Genomic DNA, 19,478 nt, shown 5'->3' with positions numbered 1-19,478 from the left:
CCTTAATTGTTCCCTAATTATATTCCATATCAAAGTATTTTGCAGGGTTAAGTGTAGCAGTTTTTATTGCCTCTAGTGGAGATAATCCAGCTTCAACCAATACAACTAATTCCTGATGTAAACTTCTTCCAGGAGTTAAATAGAAAATCGGGCAGTCAGTGCCGGCCATTATATTAATTCCCGCTTGATAGGTGGCTTAAATTGTGAATATAGGTCAAAATTTTGACAGAGCAAGTAGCTAAAAATCAGTCCTACAAACCTACATTAATAATTGCCTGATAGGAATATATTGGCATTTATACCATTCCATTTTTAGTATAAAATTCCCTCATTGCTTTATAAACCTCCTCGGGTTTCTCAACTGCTGCAGAATGACCAGCGTTAGGGATTGAGTAATAATCAGCATTAGGAATCCTATCAGCTATTTTTTTACTTGATTCTGTAGGAGTGGGCACATCTTGTTCACCTACAATTACGGCAGTAGGAATGTTTACATCAACTAATTTACCAAGCACACTATCACGTTCAAAAATCATCTTTCCAAATGGAATAAGTCCCCTCTTGTCTTGACTCATCAAAATTTTCCGCCACTTTTTGACCTCCATTTGACGCGATTTGTCAAGGAGAAATGATTTATGGAATAACATTGACATTGCTTTACCAATTACCGGATACCAGCCAATATTTTTTACTATCCATAAAAGTAAATAATTTTTCTTCTTTGAATTTTTATCCTCTTCTTCAGCAGATGTGTCCATTAAAATTAAGGATTTCAATAATTCGGGCTTTCGAATAGCCAGTCGCATCCCTACGAATCCGCCTGTAGACATACCTACAAAATGAACTGAATCTAATTTCAATTCTTCAATTAGGCAGATTACATCGGTTACAAGATTATCTAATGTATAACCATTTGTAGCAATTTCACTTTGGCCATGTCCACGATGATCAAAGGCTATACATCGAAAATTAGCTTTGAGTTTATCGATTTGACCTTTAAACATGGTATTGTTCATTAAATAACCATGTGAAAAAAGAATTACCTCCTTTCCTTTGCCGAATTCATCATAATGTAATTCAATATTATTTACTCTAGCTTTTGCCATAAATACGTTTATTCAATGGAAGATTATAAACAGGTATTCAAGTTCTTGAAATAAACCTTCCTAAAGACAAATTGCTGACCCCTGATCTTATACTTGTATAGATGGTTTATTTGGTTGTTAGACCAAGATAAAGAATATTAAAGTCATCTGGATTAAATTCTAAAAGGAAATGTGTAAATAAATCTTCAATATTTAGTGATAAATTCTTAAACCTTTATCACCTCCTATTACCTAAAATAGACTTGGGCTCCGCAAAGGCACTCAAAATGCAATAAATAATATTTGACTTTTTTATATCAAAAAACCGAAGTGGAAATTCGAGGTAGTTGTTATTTAAAAATTTTGAAACCCTAATTTTCTGGAACATCAATTCTATTGTCCGAATTAACTTTGTGGGAATTTTAACCCGGATGTAGGATCGTGATAGCCTGTCCCGTGTTTACGGGAAGTGTTGCAATCGCAAGAAAACAGCAACGATTGGGTATTTTGAAGCGATTTCAGCACGTAATAGATAGTCTATAGCATATTTCGGGTTAAAACCAATCTGCTCCAGGGTCTCCTGGGAAGAAGGCATCTGGCAAAGAAAGCATTAAGCCCCCTACCTTGTAATTCGGATAAAGCAATAGCAATTCATCCACTACCTCTTGTTGTGTCGTGGCGCTTCCACCATTGGTAAGCTGTTGGTTTCCCTTGAGGATGGCTTGTGCATTCATTAAATAGTCTATGTTCTCCTCTATAACTACGGTTACATCTGAGCGGGAACCGTTATGGCCAACAAAAAGATGGTTATAAGTTGAAAATTCTGTTTTTAACAAGTTCAAGCCTGCTATCCAGTTGTCTATTTCGTCCTCCCCATCATTCGGAGTATACTCTCTGAGATAAATGTGGGTCAGATTATAAACCAAATCCCCTGGAAATACGATTTTATGTTCTTCATTGAAAAAGTAACCATTCTCTCCAGTTTCTGCATTGGATACTTTATTGAAGGAAAACTCAAGCTCTCCAATAATTTGATTACCAGAAACGCCAATTACGTTATTTGGATATACATTGGTAAAATCTTCGGTACCGTTTAACTGGTTTGCTACTGTAGTTTCTGCATAAATATCCCAATCGGTGAAGCTACCTGCTCCTCCATAATGATCACCATGATTGTGAGTGATGATTACAGCTCCTGGTTTGTTAATTTCATCGATATAAGTTTTAAGCTCAGCAGCAAAAACTGGTGCAGGTCCCAAGTTCACAACGACCACTTTATTTTTAGTCTCTACTATGGTTACGGTGTAAGGAGCTACATCAAAGTTAAAGGTATGAAAACGTGCAGTGTTTTCGGTAATCACACTTACCTCACCGGTGGTAATTATGGAGGCTGATGGTGATGCACCAAAATCTACAATTTCAACACCTGGACTTTTGTCTTCATCATCTTTGTCACAAGCAGTAAACAGGGCCATGGCAAGCAGTGCCAATCCCAAAAGTTTAATTTTAAATACTTCATTTTTTTTTGTTTTAAATTGATGAAGCAAAGGTGGGAAAGACAGCAATACCGATTTTTATCAAAATGGATTTAAAAATGGTAAATGTGTAACCGATTGAATTATATGTTGGTTTTAAATTCCTTTGGGGATAGGCCGGTATGTTTTTTAAAAAACTTGGTAAAATTGGTCACTTCTTCAAAGCCAGTACTGAATGCCACGTCTTTCAAACTGTTATCGGTACTCAAAATACTGCGTTTAATTTCCAGTAATACATATTGGTCAATAAAGGTTTTGGCTGTGTTCAAAGTGACTTCTCTTACGACATGGTTTAAGTGCTTGGGAGAAATGTGCAACCAGTCTGCATAGTCTTTTACATTGCGTGTTTCGGTGTAATTTTTTTCTACTAAATTTTTGAAATTGGTAAAAATCTGATGAAACTCATTTTTAATTATACGCTTAAATGACCCTTGTGTTTGTTGGTCTAATCGTAGCAAATAAAGTTCCAATAGCTTGGCAAGAATGTCCATTTGCGCATATTGATTCTCCGATTTAAGCGCTGCCAAGGAATCAAAAAGAAAAGATTCATTATACGAACTCTTTTCTACCAAAGGCAGCGAAAGATGGTAATTGTAGAGATGAGAAAGAAACTCTATGGATGACCTTGAAAAGTATTTAAGAACAAATTCTTCGGTAAATACAACCAAATAACCTTGGTAATTCAGATCGTCTTGAAAAGCGTGCACTTGGTTCTTTGCTATTTTCACAACCGATCCTTTTCGTAAAGCGTACTTTTTTAAATCTACCTGATGCGTTCCTGTACCCTCTGTAACAATTAACAAGGCGAAAAAATCTAATCTATGTGGCCTTTTAGGATCGTGGTTCGGATCTTCCTGAATCCGGCTAAAAAGTTCTGAAAGTTTCAGAAATTCAATTTTGGTAGCGCCCTCCGCGCTTTGAAAAGATATGTTGGGGATGTTTTTCAAGTAAAATTTTCAGTCTATTGGGTGGAATAGCGATTTTTACAACCAAGAAGCCTCTTTTAATAGAATTTTGTTACGGTAGAATTGTTAAGTAGTCTAATCCATTATTTCACCATCAGCTCCTTTATTTTATCATCAAGGGCTTCAAACATTAACATATGGCCTTCGGCATTAGGATGCAGAAAATCCGGCATCAATTCTTTAATAACTTTGCCATTGGCATCATAATAGACATCACTTATATCTATGTAATGCACAAATGGTAGCTCTTCAGGGAATTTGGAAACGATATTGTTTGTTGCTTTATTGATGTTATCTCTATGGTTTGGCTTGTAACCATAAGGTAAAATGCCCATGATAAGGATTTCGGTATCGGGAAGTTTTTCGTTAAGGATGGCACAGATTTTTTTAATCCCTCCGGCCAATTCTTCAGCAGTACTCACAGTAAGAAAATGATTGCCATCGGTATTGTTGGTTCCAATCAAGAGAAGGGCCACTTTAGGATTTATATTTTCTAGTGAACCATTCTCAAGCCTCCAAATCACATTTTCCGTTCTGTCCGCAGAAATTCCCATATTTATGGTTTTGTAGGGATTGAGGTACCTTTCCCAAACCGCATTGCGGTCTTCATTGTCCAAGGAATGAAAAATTGAATTGCCTACAAGAATCAATTCAGCCTCCTGATTTAGCCTGCCCAATATTGTTTCATGCCGCTTAATCCATCCCTCGTCCTCTTTTTTCACTGCCATTGCAGCGGGGTTTTCTACTGTTTCAGAGATCTCTATAATTTCAACCTCGGTGCTATTTTCTTTGGTTTCACAGCTGAATATTATAAAGGCAGCTAACAGGTAAAGTAAAAATTTGTTCATGGTTAATTTACGGTTAAAATGATGTGTTTAAGGTCGATTAGTGTATGTTTCTTGGGTACTTGAATTTTAACAATCTTATTTTCCAGAAAGCGGGTAATTATTTACCAAGACAGAGGCTGAAATCTGTAGTTTTCGCTCCAGTTCTCTTACCATATCGACGGTTAATTTTTTCTTTCTGTTCATAATCTCCGATACACGACTTTTTCCGCCAATGATTCCGACAAGGTCCCTTTGACGCATATTCAGCTCCTACATTCGTATTTTTATTGCTTCGATAGGGTCTGTTGATTCAATCGGATAATGCTCGTTTTCATAATTTTCAAGGAGCAATGAAAGTATTTCGGCTTCATCTTCTTCTTTGGTGTCAATTGGCGCATTAAAAATTACCTCCAAACATTTAAGTCCATTTCGGTAGTCTTTTTCAGGCTTTATTGGCCTTAATTCCATAATTTCATTACTAAATCGTGTCAGCATCAATATTGTCATATTTAGCCTGTGTGCCAATAAAACGAATAAATGCTCATTGCTTTTCGTAATTGAATTTAACTATCAAGCGATAAGTATTTTATTTGATGTTGAAAACTATCTGACTGTTCTTCAGAATGCTTGCGTTGATATAAGTTTGTTTTACGTCAATCGGTGAAAACCAATTTGCACTTTTTACCGTATCGTACCAGGTTTTCTAATATTGTTCGGGATCTACATGCTTTTCCCAATATTCCCGAAGGGTACTTATTGCAATTGTTCGTTTAATTCGTTCACTTAATAAACAAACATACAGAAAGTTCTCGAATGAAGAACTACTGTTTTTTTTAAATTAGGATAGAGCTTGTACTCTCACTACATCACTCGATCACTATCTCACCAAATCACTTCATCCCCCCTACCAAACCCCTAAATCCCAATCTGATATTTCGAAAGATTTCCCATTTTATAAACATGATCAATATTTTTTATATTTTGCATAGCCAATAATGCCTCATCCCCAAAATTAAAATCTGGAAGAACATGGACAATGATCAATATTTTTCAAAACACAAACTCATCGCCATTTCTTACATGTTTTTATACCTAACTGCCTGCACACAAACCTCACCAGAAGGTGCAGGAGCTGACTGGGCAACTTACCTCGGCCACCCTAGCAGCAATCAGTACTCAACGCTTGACCAAATAAATAGAGAAAATGTGTCTCAATTGGAATTGGCCTGGACCTATATGACAGGAGATAGTGCCAATTATCAAACGAATAACCTAATTGTCGATGGTTGGCTATACACAGCTACCCCAAACAGTCGGGTGGTTGCTTTGGATGGCGCGACAGGGAAGGAACTTTGGACCTTTGATCCTTCCAAGGTTCATGAATCGCTCGCTGATGGGGACCAACGGGGACTAATGTATTGGCATGATGGTGAATCGGGTCGCATACTCACTATGAAAGGAAACCGGCTTTTTGCATTGAATGCCAAAAGTGGTGAACTCATTGCTTCTTTTGGAGAAAATGGATCGATTCATCTTGGTGAAGAAATGGACGTTCCAGGTAAACCAAATGTAACGCTCAATACACCTGGGCAGATTTACAAGGACATGTTTATCATTGGGGCCAATGTAGGTGAGGATTTACCTGGTGCAGTGCGGGCATTTGACATTCGAACTGGAAAGCGGAAGTGGATTTTTCACACCTTGCCTAGGCCTGGTGAATTTGGATCAGATACCTGGCCGGAAAACTATTTAGAAAATACAGGAGGCGCATCTGACTGGTCAGGTTTAGCAATTGATATACCACGTGGCATTGTCTATTTATCAACTGAAACGGCCGGTCCGGATTTTTATGGAGGCAACCGTTATGGAGAAAATTTATTTGCCAACTCGCTAATTGCGCTCGATGCGAATACAGGTAAACGACTTTGGCACCACCAACTGGTGCATCATGATCTTTGGGATTTGGACATTCCTCAACCACCGACTTTGCTTACGGTAAAGCACGAAGGAAAAGAGGTAGATATTGTTGCTGTAGGTACAAAAATGGGGTTGTTGTTCGTATATGATAGGCTTACAGGAGAACCGCTTTGGCCCATTGAGGAACGACCTAGAGCAGCCTCTAAAATTGATGAAATCCAAACCTGGCCAACGCAGCCTTTTCCAACCAAGCCAGCTCCATTAATGAGGCAGGAATATACTGAGGATGACTTTTCCAATATATCTCCCAGAGCACAGCAAATAAGCAAGGAGGTATTCAGTCAATCGGGAAATTATGGGGGCTACCCTCCTCCAAGTACCGATCAAACGATCATGTTTCCCGGATACGATGGAGGCATGGAATGGGGTGGTGCTGCAGCAGATCCCGAAGGAATACTGTATGTGAATGTAAATGAGATTCCCTGGTTTTACCAGATGGTTCCTACACAAAAGGCAGATGGCAGTGCATTGCCTTTCGGGGAAAAACAATACCTGATCCATTGCGCATCCTGTCATGGTTCCGATCGTAAAGGTAATCCTACGGGCGGTTTTCCCTCCCTAGAAAGCATCTCCAAGCGATTAGACAAGGAAGTGGTAATGCAGGTAATAAAAAAGGGAGGAGGACGTATGCCAGCCTTTGATCAGGTTTCGCAAGCACGTCGAGAAGCTATCATTTCCTTCCTCTTTAATGAAGAAACGGCTGTTAGCTCAAAAAACGAGCGGGATGACAAGGCGCCACCTTATGTCTTCCGCGGTTTTCAACGTTGGCAGGATGATGAAGGATATCCTGCTATTAAACCACCCTGGGGCACACTGAATGCTGTCGATCTTAATACAGGCACCATAAAATGGAAGGTGCCACTGGGAGAATATGAAGAGCTAACCAAACGAGGAATTCCGGTCACAGGCACTGAGAATTATGGTGGTCCCGTTGTAACAGCCGGTGGGTTACTCTTTATTGCTGCTACTTCTGATTCCAAAATCAGGGCTTTTGACACAGAGAATGGAGAAATACTATGGGAATATGAGCTACCTTCTGACGGCCACGCTACCCCGAGTGTATATGCTGTAAACGGCAAGCAATACATTGCCATCTCTGTAGGCGGTTCAAAAATGAAACCCCACCCAGGAGGTGCTGTAATGGTTTTTAGCCTTCCCGATTGATGCAGTTCTAATTAGATGTCTTTAGGGAAGGCGGCTACCTCTAAGCCTATTGTTAAAAAACAATCTGACTTTTAGAAAAAAGTACAAAATTGACAACTTTAAAATAAAAGCAATGAAAAAAGCTTTAATCAAATACATAAATCCCCAACCTTGATCACTAAATCACCCTTCTCATCCCATCACCAAATCACTACATCCCCCCATCACTCCTTACACCTCTGACTAGCCAAAACTTCCGAGACCATCAAAGCCCGATCAAAAAAACTCACATAACTCAGTTCTCCTTTTATCCTTGAACCTAGTAGTAAAGTCTTTGAGCCTTCTGGCGATTTGAAGTAAGGACTGAACCTGCCCCAACCAAATTGCCTGTGCGCTCCCCCATCATTTAATTGGCCATCTGTAACAAAAGCGAAGATATTTGGGCCTCCGTCTATAAGGATACTTACCTGATGTTGGGTATTTGGTTGTATGGTACCAGGATCAGAGCTCCATCCGACCTCGGTTTGGCCATCGTTCATCTGAAACGTAAGGTTGTTCTTATCTGAAACGCCTACCCACCAACCTTTGCCTGAAGCGTCTCTGGTATCCGCCAAAACCTGCCCTTCTTTCACTTCATAAAGCAAAAATCCCAGTTCTATGGTAAAGCCTGCATTGGTGCTTTTTCCTCTGTAATCAGCGGTATTGGTATCTCTAACCCGAAAGTTTGGAACAGCCGGAGCCGGAAGTTTTTGCGGTAAACTTTTGCCCTTTCCTGACCAATTGATCAGCAAGCCATCCCGAACCGGTATAGGTTCCTCAAATTGGCCCCAAAGCCGCTCTAGAAAGGCGTTGTCAATCTGATGGACCCGTGCAATGTCCTTTTGTGTTTCGGTAATAAAATAATTGCCCCCCTCTTCCATCAGGTCAGGGTAACTCATGCGGACCAATGGGTCATCATCGTATAGTAAAATCTCCGGTTGACTCCATTGAATCACTTTACCATCTTTCCCATCCACTTCCACGCCTCCTGCCATCCATACCGGATTGCGGTCATTGTAACCGATAGAACCCGGATTGGGATGTTCCCTGATAAACCTGCCTCCATGATTGTGAAACCAATAGAGGAATTTACCATTTTCACATTTCCAGGCAAAATTGGCTGCCCTCGGGTTTTTCATCAAGCGCCCATCGGCAAATCGCATGTATTGGGGTTTGTCCCAGGTTCTCCCTTGATCTCTGCTATAACTGTAAACCGGATGCCCATCCAATGAACGGTAAACCACAAAAAAAGAACCATCACTAAGTATGGAATAACTATGTTCGGCAGCTATTGGACCGCCATTTTCCGGTGTTCTCAAGCCTATGTCTCCATCAGGCAAGGTATTCCAATTGGCATCAGCTGGGTCGGCCACATCGAAGAGATTGTCACTTTTTAGTAAAACACCTTCATTTGAGGTAAAAAAACCATTTCCAAATCCCCCCACTTTGGTCAAGGGAACAAAAGCACTTCCCTCATGAGAAAATGCCTTCCCCACATTCCAAAAAAACCTTATATCACCTTTATAAGGGTTTTTTCTGTCGATTTCAAATTCCCTAACGGGAATGGTATACCTTTGCTTGGACCAGGATTGCCCATTGTCATCCGAGTATTTGAACACATAATAGCCCTGGCTATCCACCCTTTTTACAATCCCATCTTTATAGGGAGGATCATCTCCTTTTACCTCTCTAAGGTTGTCAGTATTATGATTGTAGAACACAAATACCCGACCGGAAGTAGCTTTTAAAAGCACTGCATAGGAGGCCTCAGGGCCGTCTGAAGGTTCTATTTCTATTATTTCTTCCCAGGTAATGCCCTGGTCAAAACTTCTCTGGCTGATGATATGTTGTCCGGTGGCTCCTTCATGGCCGGATCCGGTGGTCATCACACACAACCAAGCTCCATCATCCGTTTTTACGATATAAGGCTGATCACTATAGCTTTTGTCAGGAATAATCCGGCCATTTTTAATATTTCTCCAATCGCCCGACTGGGCTATAACCGGATCTATTTTGCCAGCAAAGGTCCAAAATACTACGCTAAATAGAAGGAAATGGCTTGGCCTTAAAGTAAATTTTATTCTCATGGGTCTAATATCAAAGACAATACATCAATAAATATCTTATATTTTAAGCTAAAAACAGGGTAAAGCCGAATTTAATGCGCCGAAAAAATAATATAACCTTAGGCTTATTATGGTCATTTAAAATAAGGAGCCCAGATGTTGAAAAATTTGTAAGGCATTAAGCCCTGGTTTGAGAATATGAGGAAAGTAAAGTCAGGAAGCTAATGGAATACTAATTGGTAAAAAATAGTTTATAACAATTTAGAAGTAAATAATTGTTTGATTTTTAATTCTTTCTGGGTTGCCTTTTATATCAGGCTATTTCCGGCCTTCAAAGATTATGGTTTTTGGATCAGGATGGAGGGCGTTAAGAAAATGAGTTAGCTCCCACAAAGAGATCCACTCATTTTTAGCCTGAAATCCTGATTCAAAAATCAAATGATGGAAACGTAGAAGAGATCTATTCACTGAAATATGAACCATCATTTGAAATAAGATTTGACAGCCTTGACTTTTTTGGTTCGTTTTTGGGTCAAGCCAAAAATGAACAGTAGAAATATAGGCTTAAATGACTCCTAAGCCCAATAAATTGAATTTTAAAGAGTAAATATTAGCACTGAGAATCTATAATTAGCTGAATGGGATTTAAATACTTGGAAAAAATAAACTTAGGTAGCCTTAATAGGAAGTGATTAATTTTGGATTGCCTTCAATATAAAATAGAAGCTCTACTACCTTTTCCCGCTTAAATACCAGATACCATTACTTCCCGTTTTATCAAAGCACCCATCTAACAACTAATGCTAAAAAAATTCCATAAGCCCACTATCAGGCAAGAATATCCTTCACAACATGTCCTGAAACATCTGTCAACCTGAACCTTCTGCCCAGGTGTTTGTAAATCAACTTTTCATGATCCAATCCCAGTTGGTGTAAAAGTGTAGCTTGAAAATCATGCACATGAACAGGGTTCTTCGTGATATTGTATCCAAACTCATCCGTTTCTCCATAAACAATCCCAGGTTTGACCCCTCCTCCTGCCATCCAGATACTAAAACACCTTGGGTGGTGGTCTCTTCCGTAATTGTCTTTGGTTATTTCTCCCTGGCTGAAGTTGGTCCGCCCGAATTCGCCTCCCCAAACAACAAGTGTTTCATCCAATAAGCCTCTTTGCTTAAGGTCTTTTACCAAGGCAGCAGATGCCTGGTCCACATCCATCGCCTGGCAGGTGATCTCTTTCGGTAAATTGACATGCTGGTCCCAACCCTGGTGATAGAGTTGAACAAAGCGTACCCCATTTTCTGATAATTTTCTAGCCAGCAAACAATTGGCAGCAAAAGTACCTGGCTTTTTACAGTCTTCCCCATACATGTCTATGACGCTTTGGGGTTCTTTGGAAATGTCCAATGTCTCAGGCACGGTAGTTTGCATGCGGTAAGCCATTTCATATTGCTGAATTTTGGTATTGATCTCGGGGTCATGAATGTCCTCATAAGACCACTGATTCAATTGGGCCAGCTTGTCCAACATGTCACGCCTGTCAGACCGGTTTAGCCCTTTTGGGTCTTTGAGGTACAAAACAGGGTCTTCCCCACTACTGAACTGTACGCCTTGATGGATGGAATCCAGAAATCCATTGGACCACAATTTGGAATAAACCCCTTGACTATTGCCTTCTCCTCTGGATATCAATACCGTAAAAGAAGGCAGGTTTTGGTTTTCACTTCCAAGGCCATAACTAAGCCAAGAGCCCATACTGGGTCTATTGCCTTGTTGTGCTCCAGTTTGAAAAAACGTAAGCGCAGGGTCATGGTTGATGGCCTCCGTATGCATGGATTTAATGATGCAAATGTCATCTACAATTTCTGCGGTTTTGGGAAAAAGATCGCTTACCCAGGCCCTGGATTCGCCGTATTGCTTGAAATCCACAAAAGAGCCTACCAATGGAAGGGAAGACTGGTTGGCCGTAAAACCCGTCAGTCTTTGGTCTCCACGGATAGAGGCAGGTAAATCCTGGCCTTGCATGTCCCTGAGTTTGGGCTTGTAATCGAAAGATTCCAATTGTGAGGGGGCACCATTTTGGAACAGGTAAATCACCCGCTTGGCTTTTGGCGCAAAGTCAGGTAAGCCTGGAATGGCCATCTCTAAATCCTTATTCCCCCCTACCCGATCAAAAAGGTCGGGCATAAGCAATGAACCTAAGGCCACACTTCCAACGCCCAAACTCAATTTTGACAAAAACCTTCTTCTATTTCTATTCAGTCCGTATTCTAATATCTCTTTCTCCATTTGTTTAAGATCTGCTTATGGATTCCTCCATATTGTACATTGTAGAAATTACTTGCATAAGTGCCGCTACTGATTGCCTATCCACATTTTCCTCCTGAGGATATTCACCAATTGATGCCAATTCGAGGGCATCCTCCTCCGTAATCGTAGCTAGCTTGTCCTTATAATAGGATTCCAGCAATTCCAGCTCTTTGGCTTTGGGTTTTCTACATAGAATTAATCGAAATGCTTTATTTATTTTTTCCTTTTCGGTGGATTTTTCGCTAAGCAATCTGGAAGCCAAAACCCTGGAAGCCTCTAGAACGGTAGGGTCGTTTAGCATTACCAATGCCTGCAATGGCGTATTGGTAAAAGAGCGTTCTGTTTCACATTGATCCCGGTTGCTGGCATCAAATATCAACATGGAAGGCGCAGGAACTGTTCTCTTCATAAAGGTATACAAGCCTCTTCTATAAAGATCTTCACCATGATCCTGGGTATATTCAGCTAAAGTAGAGCCTCCTGCAGTCGCCGCTTCCCAAAGTCCGTCCGGTTGGTAAGGTTTAACACTTCTACCGCCAATTTCCGGCACTAAAAGTCCACTTGAGGACAATACCATGTTTCTTATAAACTCAGCCTTCAAATGGTTGCGGGAGGCATAGGTATAGTACTTGTTTTCCGAATCACGGTTCCTTTCTTCCTGACTTACAGTAACTGATTGCCTGTAGGTCGCAGACATCACTATTTGCTTTACTAATCGTTTCATGTCCCACCCATTTCCCATAAAATCAATGGCCAGCCAATCCAACAAGTCCGGATGACTAGGCAACTCCCCTTGCATCCCAAAATCCCCGGTAGTATTGACTATTCCTCTCCCAAAAAACTCCTTCCAGATTTTGTTCACAAAAACCCTGGAAGTGAGTGGGTTCTTTTCATCAAACAACCACCTGGCCAGCCCTAGTCTGCTTTTGGGGTATTTGGCATCGAAACCTAAAATGGATTCAGGAGTAGCAGGAAATACTTCTTCACCAAAAGCATTGAAAACGCCTCTTTCTAAAATATAATTGTTCCGCATGGTATCCAGTTCACCCATTACGGATACAATTAAAGTGCTGGTATCCTTTTTGTTCACAAAGGATAAAATGCCTTCTGCATCTTCATCTGTAATTTCAATAAAAGGCTTTTTGGCATAAGACTTAGGTGTACCAGCCAATGGATCAATAGGACTTGTAGAAGTCCTTAATTCATCGATATTGTTGAAGAATGAAAACATTTCATAATAATTCTTCTGCGAGATGGGGTCGAATTTATGGTCATGGCAGGCAGCACATTCAAAGGTGATGCCCAAGATCCCTTTGCCAACGGTATTGGTCCTGTCCGTCACATAGGTTATCCGGTATTCCTCCTCATCCACAGCTCCTTCTTCCGTGATTTTATGGTTCCTATTAAAGCCTGTTGCTAAAATTTGTTCTTTGGTCGGGTTTTCCAAGAGGTCACCTGCCAGTTGCCAGGTAATGAAATCTTTATAGGATAAATTCTTATTGAAAGCATGAATTACCCAATCTCTCCATGCCCATTGTGTTCTGAAATTATCCAGTTGGTAGCCATAGGAATCCGCATACCTGGCGATATCCATCCAATAAACAGCCATGCGCTCACCATAAGCGTTTTGAGCCAGAAGGTAATCCACCATGACCTCATAGGCATTCGGGTCCTTATTGCTATTAAACTTGTCCATCATTTCCAGCGTAGGCGGAAGGCCTGTCAAGTCAAAGCTCAAACGCTTTAAAAGGTTTTCTTTAGAAGCAGATTCGTTCGGATTCAACCCAATGTCTTCCTGCCTTTTAAGGATAAAGTAATCAATCTCATTGACCGGCCACTTTTTGTCTTTTACTGCAGGAGGTTCATGGTATTTAGGAGGCTCAAAAGCCCAGTGTTTCTCATAAACGGCCCCCTCTTTGATCCAGGTTTTAATTAGCTCAATCTCTCTATTGGTCAATTTGAGGTTGGAATCCGGAGGAGGCATCATTTCGTTCTCATCCTCAGAATTGATGCGAAGGTAAACCTCTGATTGATGGGGTTTTCCGGGAACAAGAGCAAAGGCACCAGGATTTTCTGCCAGAGCTTTATAAGCCTCACTTTCAAGGTCCAACCTTAATCCTGCCTCTCTTGCATTGGCATCAGGACCATGACAAGCATAGCAATTGTCAGAAAGAATGGGTCGAATATGAAAATTATAACTGACTACATCAGGAAATGGCTCCAGACTGGCTTCTCCCACCTCTTCATTTGCACAGCCTACGATTGAAAGGAATAGAATCCCTAACAATGGCCCAATAAATGAGTTGGTTTGTATTTTCTTCTTCATTTGTATCAGGTTTCTCTTCCTTTTCAATTTTTCCTAAACCAGGTCAAACTGAGAAGAGATCAAGTTGAATATAATAAGAACAGCAGGCACTTCAAAATTTACTTTATAGAAGGGCATCTTGCTAGAGCAGTGGAATATTAAATCGCCTGCTGTTCTATTTTACATTCTTGATTGATCCATTTTTTTAAACACTAAGACTTAATAGCCAGGGTTTTGTTCCAAATCGCCAATCCTTATTTCTCTAAGTGGAATTGGAAACAACAGCCTTTCAGAAGTTACCCTATAGCTCATTTCAGGTATATAGGATTCTCCGGCATAGAACTCCTTGAGGTAAACACCATTGGCATTCATTACGTCTATGGCTTGGTCCGTTCTTACCAGATCCAGCCATCTTTTGTTCTCAAATGCCAATTCCACCCTTGTTTCATGGGCAATAATTTCTCTAAGCACTTGTTGGTTGGTTTCTGTCGCAGGATCCAATCCAGCTCTTAAACGCACCTGATTAAGGTAAGGCAATGCCTCGCCCGACCTGCCTTGCTCGTTTAGTACTTCAGCCATTGAAAGCAATGCTTCAGAATACCTGTATACAGGGAAATTATCATCAGTATTCCGTTCCAATGCATGCGCATGTTGGTATTTCTTTACATACAAATAAGTTCTTTTACCTGGTGTAGGTGTATAATTGACCGGAGATTTCAATTCATCGATAAATAAATTTCCAATCTGTCCAGTTCCTTCAACTACCCCAATAGAGGCCGGCAGTCTTTCGTCACCATCTTCATACGAACCTAGCATTTCAAAGGTGGGTGTATTCCAACCGCCTCCCTGGAGATTTTGAGAAGTAATTCCGGTAATCATACTCACGTCAGCAGAGAGGGGTAAAAATGGGTAGAGAAAATCACTGTTTTGACCTTGGTTACCTTGTTGAAACTGAATTTCAAATATAGACTCAATACTGTTTTTATTGCTCAGCTCAAAAATATCTCCATAGTTATCCAATAAAGAATACCCCATTTGTATAACCTTCGAAAGTTCCGATTCCGCTTTTGAGTAATCCTTAGTAGTCAGGTATACATCAGCAAGTAGCATTCGTGCTGCTCCCTCATTGGCTCTCCCATTTTGAGGGAAAGATACAGGATCGAGCAATGCAATGGCCTTTTCCAAATCACTAATTATAGCCTGATTAACCTCACTCACAGAAGCTCTAGGCAGGTAGGCATCATCAGCTCCTTTGACGGATGTGAGATAAAGAGGTACGCCACCAAAATACCGCACCAAATCAAAATACAAAAGTGCTCTTAAAAAACTAGCCTCTCCTTCAATTTGGGCTTTTTTATCTTCGCTCAAAAGAGATTCTCCAACTTGATCCAATATTTCATTGGTACGTGCAATTCCAATATAGCAGCTATTGTATTTATTGGCCACCAAACCACTGTTCACATCGTCAGTAAAGAAATCTGCGTATTCCCGTTCTATATATCCCGGACCACGGTTGGTAATATTGAATTCAAGATGAGTATTATCTGACCTCATTTCTCCCATCACCCATGAAGCAATAGAACCTTTTGCTCCTCTAAGGGAAGCATAAGAGCCTACAAGGGCCTGATTGAAATGATCTTCTGTTTTATAGAAGTTACCTGAGGTAATGGAACTTTCAGGAACCAGATTCAAGAAATCTTCTGAACAGGAACTCAGGACGAATATTGTTGCGAGTATTGTCAATAAATTCTTCATGTTTTAGTTGGTTTGGGTTAAAAATTAAAGTTTACACCTAGCGCATAAGTTCTTGGAATGGGGTAAGGACTGATGTCCACACCCTCCTGTAAACCATTCAATCCCTGCCAACTTGATTCAGGGTTTGCTCCTTTATAAGGCGTTAGAACAAAGGCATTTTGAAGACTTAGGAATACCCTTGATGAGCTGACAAATTCACTGAATTCAGGCAAGGAATAACCTAACGTAATGTTTTTAAAAGTTAAATGCGAGGCATCCAGGGCAAGCCTGTCTTGTACATTCCTTGGAAACTCTGTAGTGCCGGATAAGGATCTTCCGATGATTCCATCTCCTGGATCTTCCAAGGATCTCCACCTGTCTTTCATGTACCTTTCCACATTAAATATTCCCTCCAGTGTTTCAGACCATTCAGCAAGAGAATAATACATTTTACCTCCATAAGAACCAGAAATGACAATATTCATGTCAAAATTCTTGTAATAGAAGTTATTGTTAAAGCCATAAAAGAATTTAGGGTTGGGGTTGCCTATATAAGTTTTGTCATCCACATTAATGACTCCATCTTCATTGATATCTTTGTACCTAATCGTTCCCACACTAGAAGTGAAATGGGTAGGTTGAGAGTCAAATTCCTCTTGGGTTTTGTAGATACCGTCGAAAACATAGCCATAAAATTGACCAATAGGTTGACCGACCTCAGTTTTCCAGATCGTAGAGGAATAATTTCCAATTCCTCCCAAAGGGGTATTGTTGGTTCCCAATTGGATTACTTTGTTTCTATTGAATGAGATGTTAAAATCTGAATTCCATTGAAATTGGGCAGTTTCTATCACACTTGCGTGGATACCAAATTCATATCCCCAAAAATGAAATTCTCCAATATTGTCCTGGATATTTGGATAACCTGTTCCATAAGGAATGTCCACCTGGTAAAGCATATTATTCGTTCGTTTGTCATAAAAATCAAAAACCAAAGAAACTTTGTCGTTAAAAAGGCCTACATCCACCCCTAAATCAATACCTTTCGTGGTTTCCCAGGTGAGAAATGGATTGCCAATAGATACGGGACTTCTACCCTGTGCCAAGGTTCCTCCAAATACATAGTTGGTAGAAGAGATGTTCCCAAACTGACTGTAATTTCCGATATTAAAATTACCAGCATGCCCATATTCACCTCTGATTTTTAGGTAACTCAAGTCAGTGAAATCTGCCATAAAGGGTTCATCAGAAATAATCCACCCTGCAGAGACAGATGGGAAAGTACCCCATCTGTTTTCGGAACCAAACCTAGAAGAGCCATCTCTTCTTACAGAAAGAGAAAGCAGGTATTTTCCCATATAATTGTAATTCAACCGACTGAACATGGATAGCAAAGACCATTCAGACATATTACCACTTCCATAACGAATGGCTGCCGCATCTATCCAGGGAACTTCATCATCAGGATAACTTGTACCAGTCAATTGGTTGTATTCTTCGTGGTACTTTTGCGCAGAATAACCTACCAGGGCATCAATAAAATGATTGCCAATATTTTTGGTATAATTAAGCGTGTTTTCTGTTAACCATGAGCTGTATTCATAAGTAGTATACGAGCCTGTGGCAAGTTTTGGCGGAGGTGAAAATATACCACCCGCTGTAGAGGGGTTAAAGATTCTTCTTTTGGCGGTACCCATATCTACAGAAACGCTACTTTTAAAGAAGAAATCCTTCTGAATGTCTGCTTCAAAATAGGCATTTGTCAATAACCTGTTAGTAGCAGATCGATCAAGGGTTTCTGTCATTGTTTTTTTCCAATTCGGAAAAGTAAAAAGCCCTGGACCTGTAAAACTAACCTTTTGGTTTCCGTTTTCATCTACATCATTTGGTGAAAAAATCGGTGGAGTGATAATGGCAGAATAAAGAATGCTGTAAAAACCGTCAGTGGCCTGGTTTCTACTGAGTTGATGGGTAGGTGCTAAATTGAGACCAACCCTAATGTTTTTATTTATCTTGTATTCATTGTTTGTCCGAAGCGAAAAACGTTGAAAACCAGTGTTGATAACCACACCCTTTTCGTCAAAAAAACCGATTGTGGTCGCAGAACTAAAATTATCCTTGTTCGCTAAAAAGGAAACATTGTAACTATTTTGTTTGCCTCCTTGTAACAACTCATCATACCAATCTGTATCAGGTCCAGTATAGGCTTCCGGGTTTTGATACAATTCCGGGATCCCACCTGTATAGCCTTCGTACCGAATTTTATCTTCATAAATGGCTTTCCTATCTTCCAGGAATTCTCTCGCATTCATCAAATCCGCTCTTCCTCTATTGGGAACTTGGGTAACCCCCTGAATAACACTTAATTGCACCGAGGTCTGGCCGGGTTTAGCTCTTTTGGTGGTGATTAAAACTACTCCATTAGCTGCCCTCGAGCCATATAGGGCAGAAGCAGATGCCCCTTTTAGTACTGAGAAACTTTCAATCTCATTGGGATTGATTGTATTAATATCTCCAACGATAGGAAATCCATCGACCACATAAAGTGGATTGTTTCCTGCATTGATAGAGGCTGCCCCTCTAATCCTTACGGCCATGCCACCACCTGGTGTACCAGAAGCCTGACTGATCTGCACCCCAGCCATTCTGCCCTGAAGTTTTTGAACAAACTGACCTACTGGCTGGTCTTCCAACTGATCAGCTTCCACGCTGGTGATAGACCCAGTAACTTCCCGTTCTTTCTGTATACCATATCCTATCACAACAAACTCATCCAAACCCTTGGCATCTTCGGACAATTCAACATTGATTATGCTTCGCCCGTTTAGGGATTCTTCACGTGTTTCATATCCCAAAAAGGAAATAACCAAGGTCGCATTTTCATTGGGCACATTTAGTGAAAAATTACCGTCGATGTCTGTAACAGTACCAATATTTGTTCCTTTCACTAAAATAGTGACACCAGGAAGGCCTTGCTTGTCACTAAACGAAGTAACCCGACCATTTATGCCTATGTCATCCACCTTACTAATAACTTCGATTACCCTAGAGCCTTTAGTAGACCTGGTAACACTTATATTGTTATTGGTTTGTCGGAAAGCCAATTTTGATTGGCCTGATACTTTTTTAAGGATTTCCTCAACACTTCTTTTCTTCAAGGGACTTGAAAATCTTTCTTTTAAGAAATCATCTTTAAAATCAAAAGTGAATACAAAATCAGTTTTGGATTCGATGTCATCAAAGACCTCTTTGAGTGTAGTATTAGAATAAAAAGTTTCGATAAAAACCTTCTCAATACTAATGGCTTTTTGAGCTCCTGCTCCGTGTGCAATGCTGAAATTCACCAGCATAAGAGGGATAAGAATACCAATTAAGGAAAAATTGGTAGCCCTATGTAAATGGCTTTTGTAATCTATTTTCATGTTGTTTTGGGTTAAGTTTGGGTATGGGTTGTTTTGGTAAAATGCTTAATTTTCTTTCATAGATTTGTAT

The 19,478-nt window shown here is 40.2% G+C and carries 12 protein-coding genes and 1 pseudogene; 1 reads left to right on the top strand and 12 read right to left on the bottom strand.

The annotated features are described in order from the left end of the window. Positions 1–13: 13 nt before the first annotated feature. The 7 genes and pseudogenes from CA2015_RS25470 to CA2015_RS25240 all read right to left on the bottom strand — a co-directional run. Entirely contained in the window at positions 14–178 is a 165-nt protein-coding gene (locus tag CA2015_RS25470; RefSeq protein WP_394332068.1) for a hypothetical protein, read from the bottom strand. A 118-nt stretch (positions 179–296) separates the two neighbouring features. Continuing rightward, entirely contained in the window at positions 297–1,106 is an 810-nt protein-coding gene (locus CA2015_RS20515; RefSeq protein WP_048643590.1) for an alpha/beta fold hydrolase, read from the bottom strand. Between the two features lie 533 nt (positions 1,107–1,639). Next, positions 1,640–2,581, bottom strand: a complete 942-nt coding sequence (locus CA2015_RS20510; protein ID WP_157470556.1) for an MBL fold metallo-hydrolase — start codon at positions 2,579–2,581, stop codon at positions 1,640–1,642. Between the two features lie 122 nt (positions 2,582–2,703). Next, positions 2,704–3,567: an AraC family transcriptional regulator gene (locus CA2015_RS20505; protein WP_048643588.1), complete on the bottom strand. Its 864-nt coding sequence runs from the start codon at positions 3,565–3,567 to the stop codon at positions 2,704–2,706. 101 nt (positions 3,568–3,668) lie between these two features. Beyond that, positions 3,669–4,433 (bottom strand): GDSL-type esterase/lipase family protein, encoded by a 765-nt coding sequence (locus CA2015_RS20500; protein ID WP_048643587.1) that lies wholly within the window; start codon positions 4,431–4,433, stop codon positions 3,669–3,671. Positions 4,434–4,682: 249 nt separating this feature from the next. Next, a complete protein-coding gene (locus CA2015_RS25380) occupies positions 4,683–4,880 on the bottom strand; it encodes a hypothetical protein (RefSeq protein WP_316934190.1) in 198 nt (65 codons plus the stop codon). A 118-nt stretch (positions 4,881–4,998) separates the two neighbouring features. Continuing rightward, positions 4,999–5,103: pseudogene (locus CA2015_RS25240) on the bottom strand (type II toxin-antitoxin system HigB family toxin); the annotation flags it as partial. Between the two features lie 338 nt (positions 5,104–5,441). Between CA2015_RS25240 and CA2015_RS20490 the strand changes: the two are divergent. Next, the gene (locus CA2015_RS20490) at positions 5,442–7,553 is read left to right on the top strand and encodes an outer membrane protein assembly factor BamB family protein (protein WP_053086722.1); all 2,112 of its coding nucleotides are present in this window, start codon (positions 5,442–5,444) and stop codon (positions 7,551–7,553) included. A gap of 203 nt (positions 7,554–7,756) precedes the next feature. On the opposite strand, the gene CA2015_RS20485 is transcribed toward CA2015_RS20490, so the two are convergent. The 5 genes from CA2015_RS20485 to CA2015_RS20465 all read right to left on the bottom strand — a co-directional run bounded on the left by CA2015_RS20485 (position 7,757) and on the right by CA2015_RS20465 (position 19,408). Next, on the bottom strand, positions 7,757–9,658 hold the full coding sequence (locus CA2015_RS20485) for a sialidase family protein (RefSeq protein WP_048643586.1): 1,902 nt from the start codon (positions 9,656–9,658) through the stop codon (positions 7,757–7,759). Between the two features lie 807 nt (positions 9,659–10,465). Beyond that, entirely contained in the window at positions 10,466–11,926 is a 1,461-nt protein-coding gene (locus tag CA2015_RS20480; protein ID WP_048643585.1) for a DUF1501 domain-containing protein, read from the bottom strand. Positions 11,927–11,930: 4 nt separating this feature from the next. Continuing rightward, positions 11,931–14,273, bottom strand: coding sequence for a PSD1 and planctomycete cytochrome C domain-containing protein (locus CA2015_RS20475; RefSeq protein ID WP_053086721.1), 2,343 nt, complete (start codon positions 14,271–14,273; stop codon positions 11,931–11,933). Positions 14,274–14,471: 198 nt separating this feature from the next. Further along, positions 14,472–16,007 carry a RagB/SusD family nutrient uptake outer membrane protein gene (locus CA2015_RS20470; protein WP_048643584.1) on the bottom strand — a complete coding sequence of 512 codons (1,536 nt, stop codon included), beginning with the start codon at positions 16,005–16,007 and terminating at the stop codon, positions 14,472–14,474. Positions 16,008–16,024: 17 nt separating this feature from the next. Further along, on the bottom strand, positions 16,025–19,408 hold the full coding sequence (locus tag CA2015_RS20465; RefSeq protein WP_048643583.1) for a SusC/RagA family TonB-linked outer membrane protein: 3,384 nt from the start codon (positions 19,406–19,408) through the stop codon (positions 16,025–16,027). Between the last annotated feature and the right edge of the window lie 70 nt (positions 19,409–19,478).

The organism is Cyclobacterium amurskyense (assembly GCF_001050135.1).
In the GTDB taxonomy this organism is placed as follows: domain Bacteria; phylum Bacteroidota; class Bacteroidia; order Cytophagales; family Cyclobacteriaceae; genus Cyclobacterium; species Cyclobacterium amurskyense.
The sequence above is the reverse complement of the archived record's forward strand: the minus strand, read 5'-3'. Positions and strand labels throughout refer to the sequence as shown.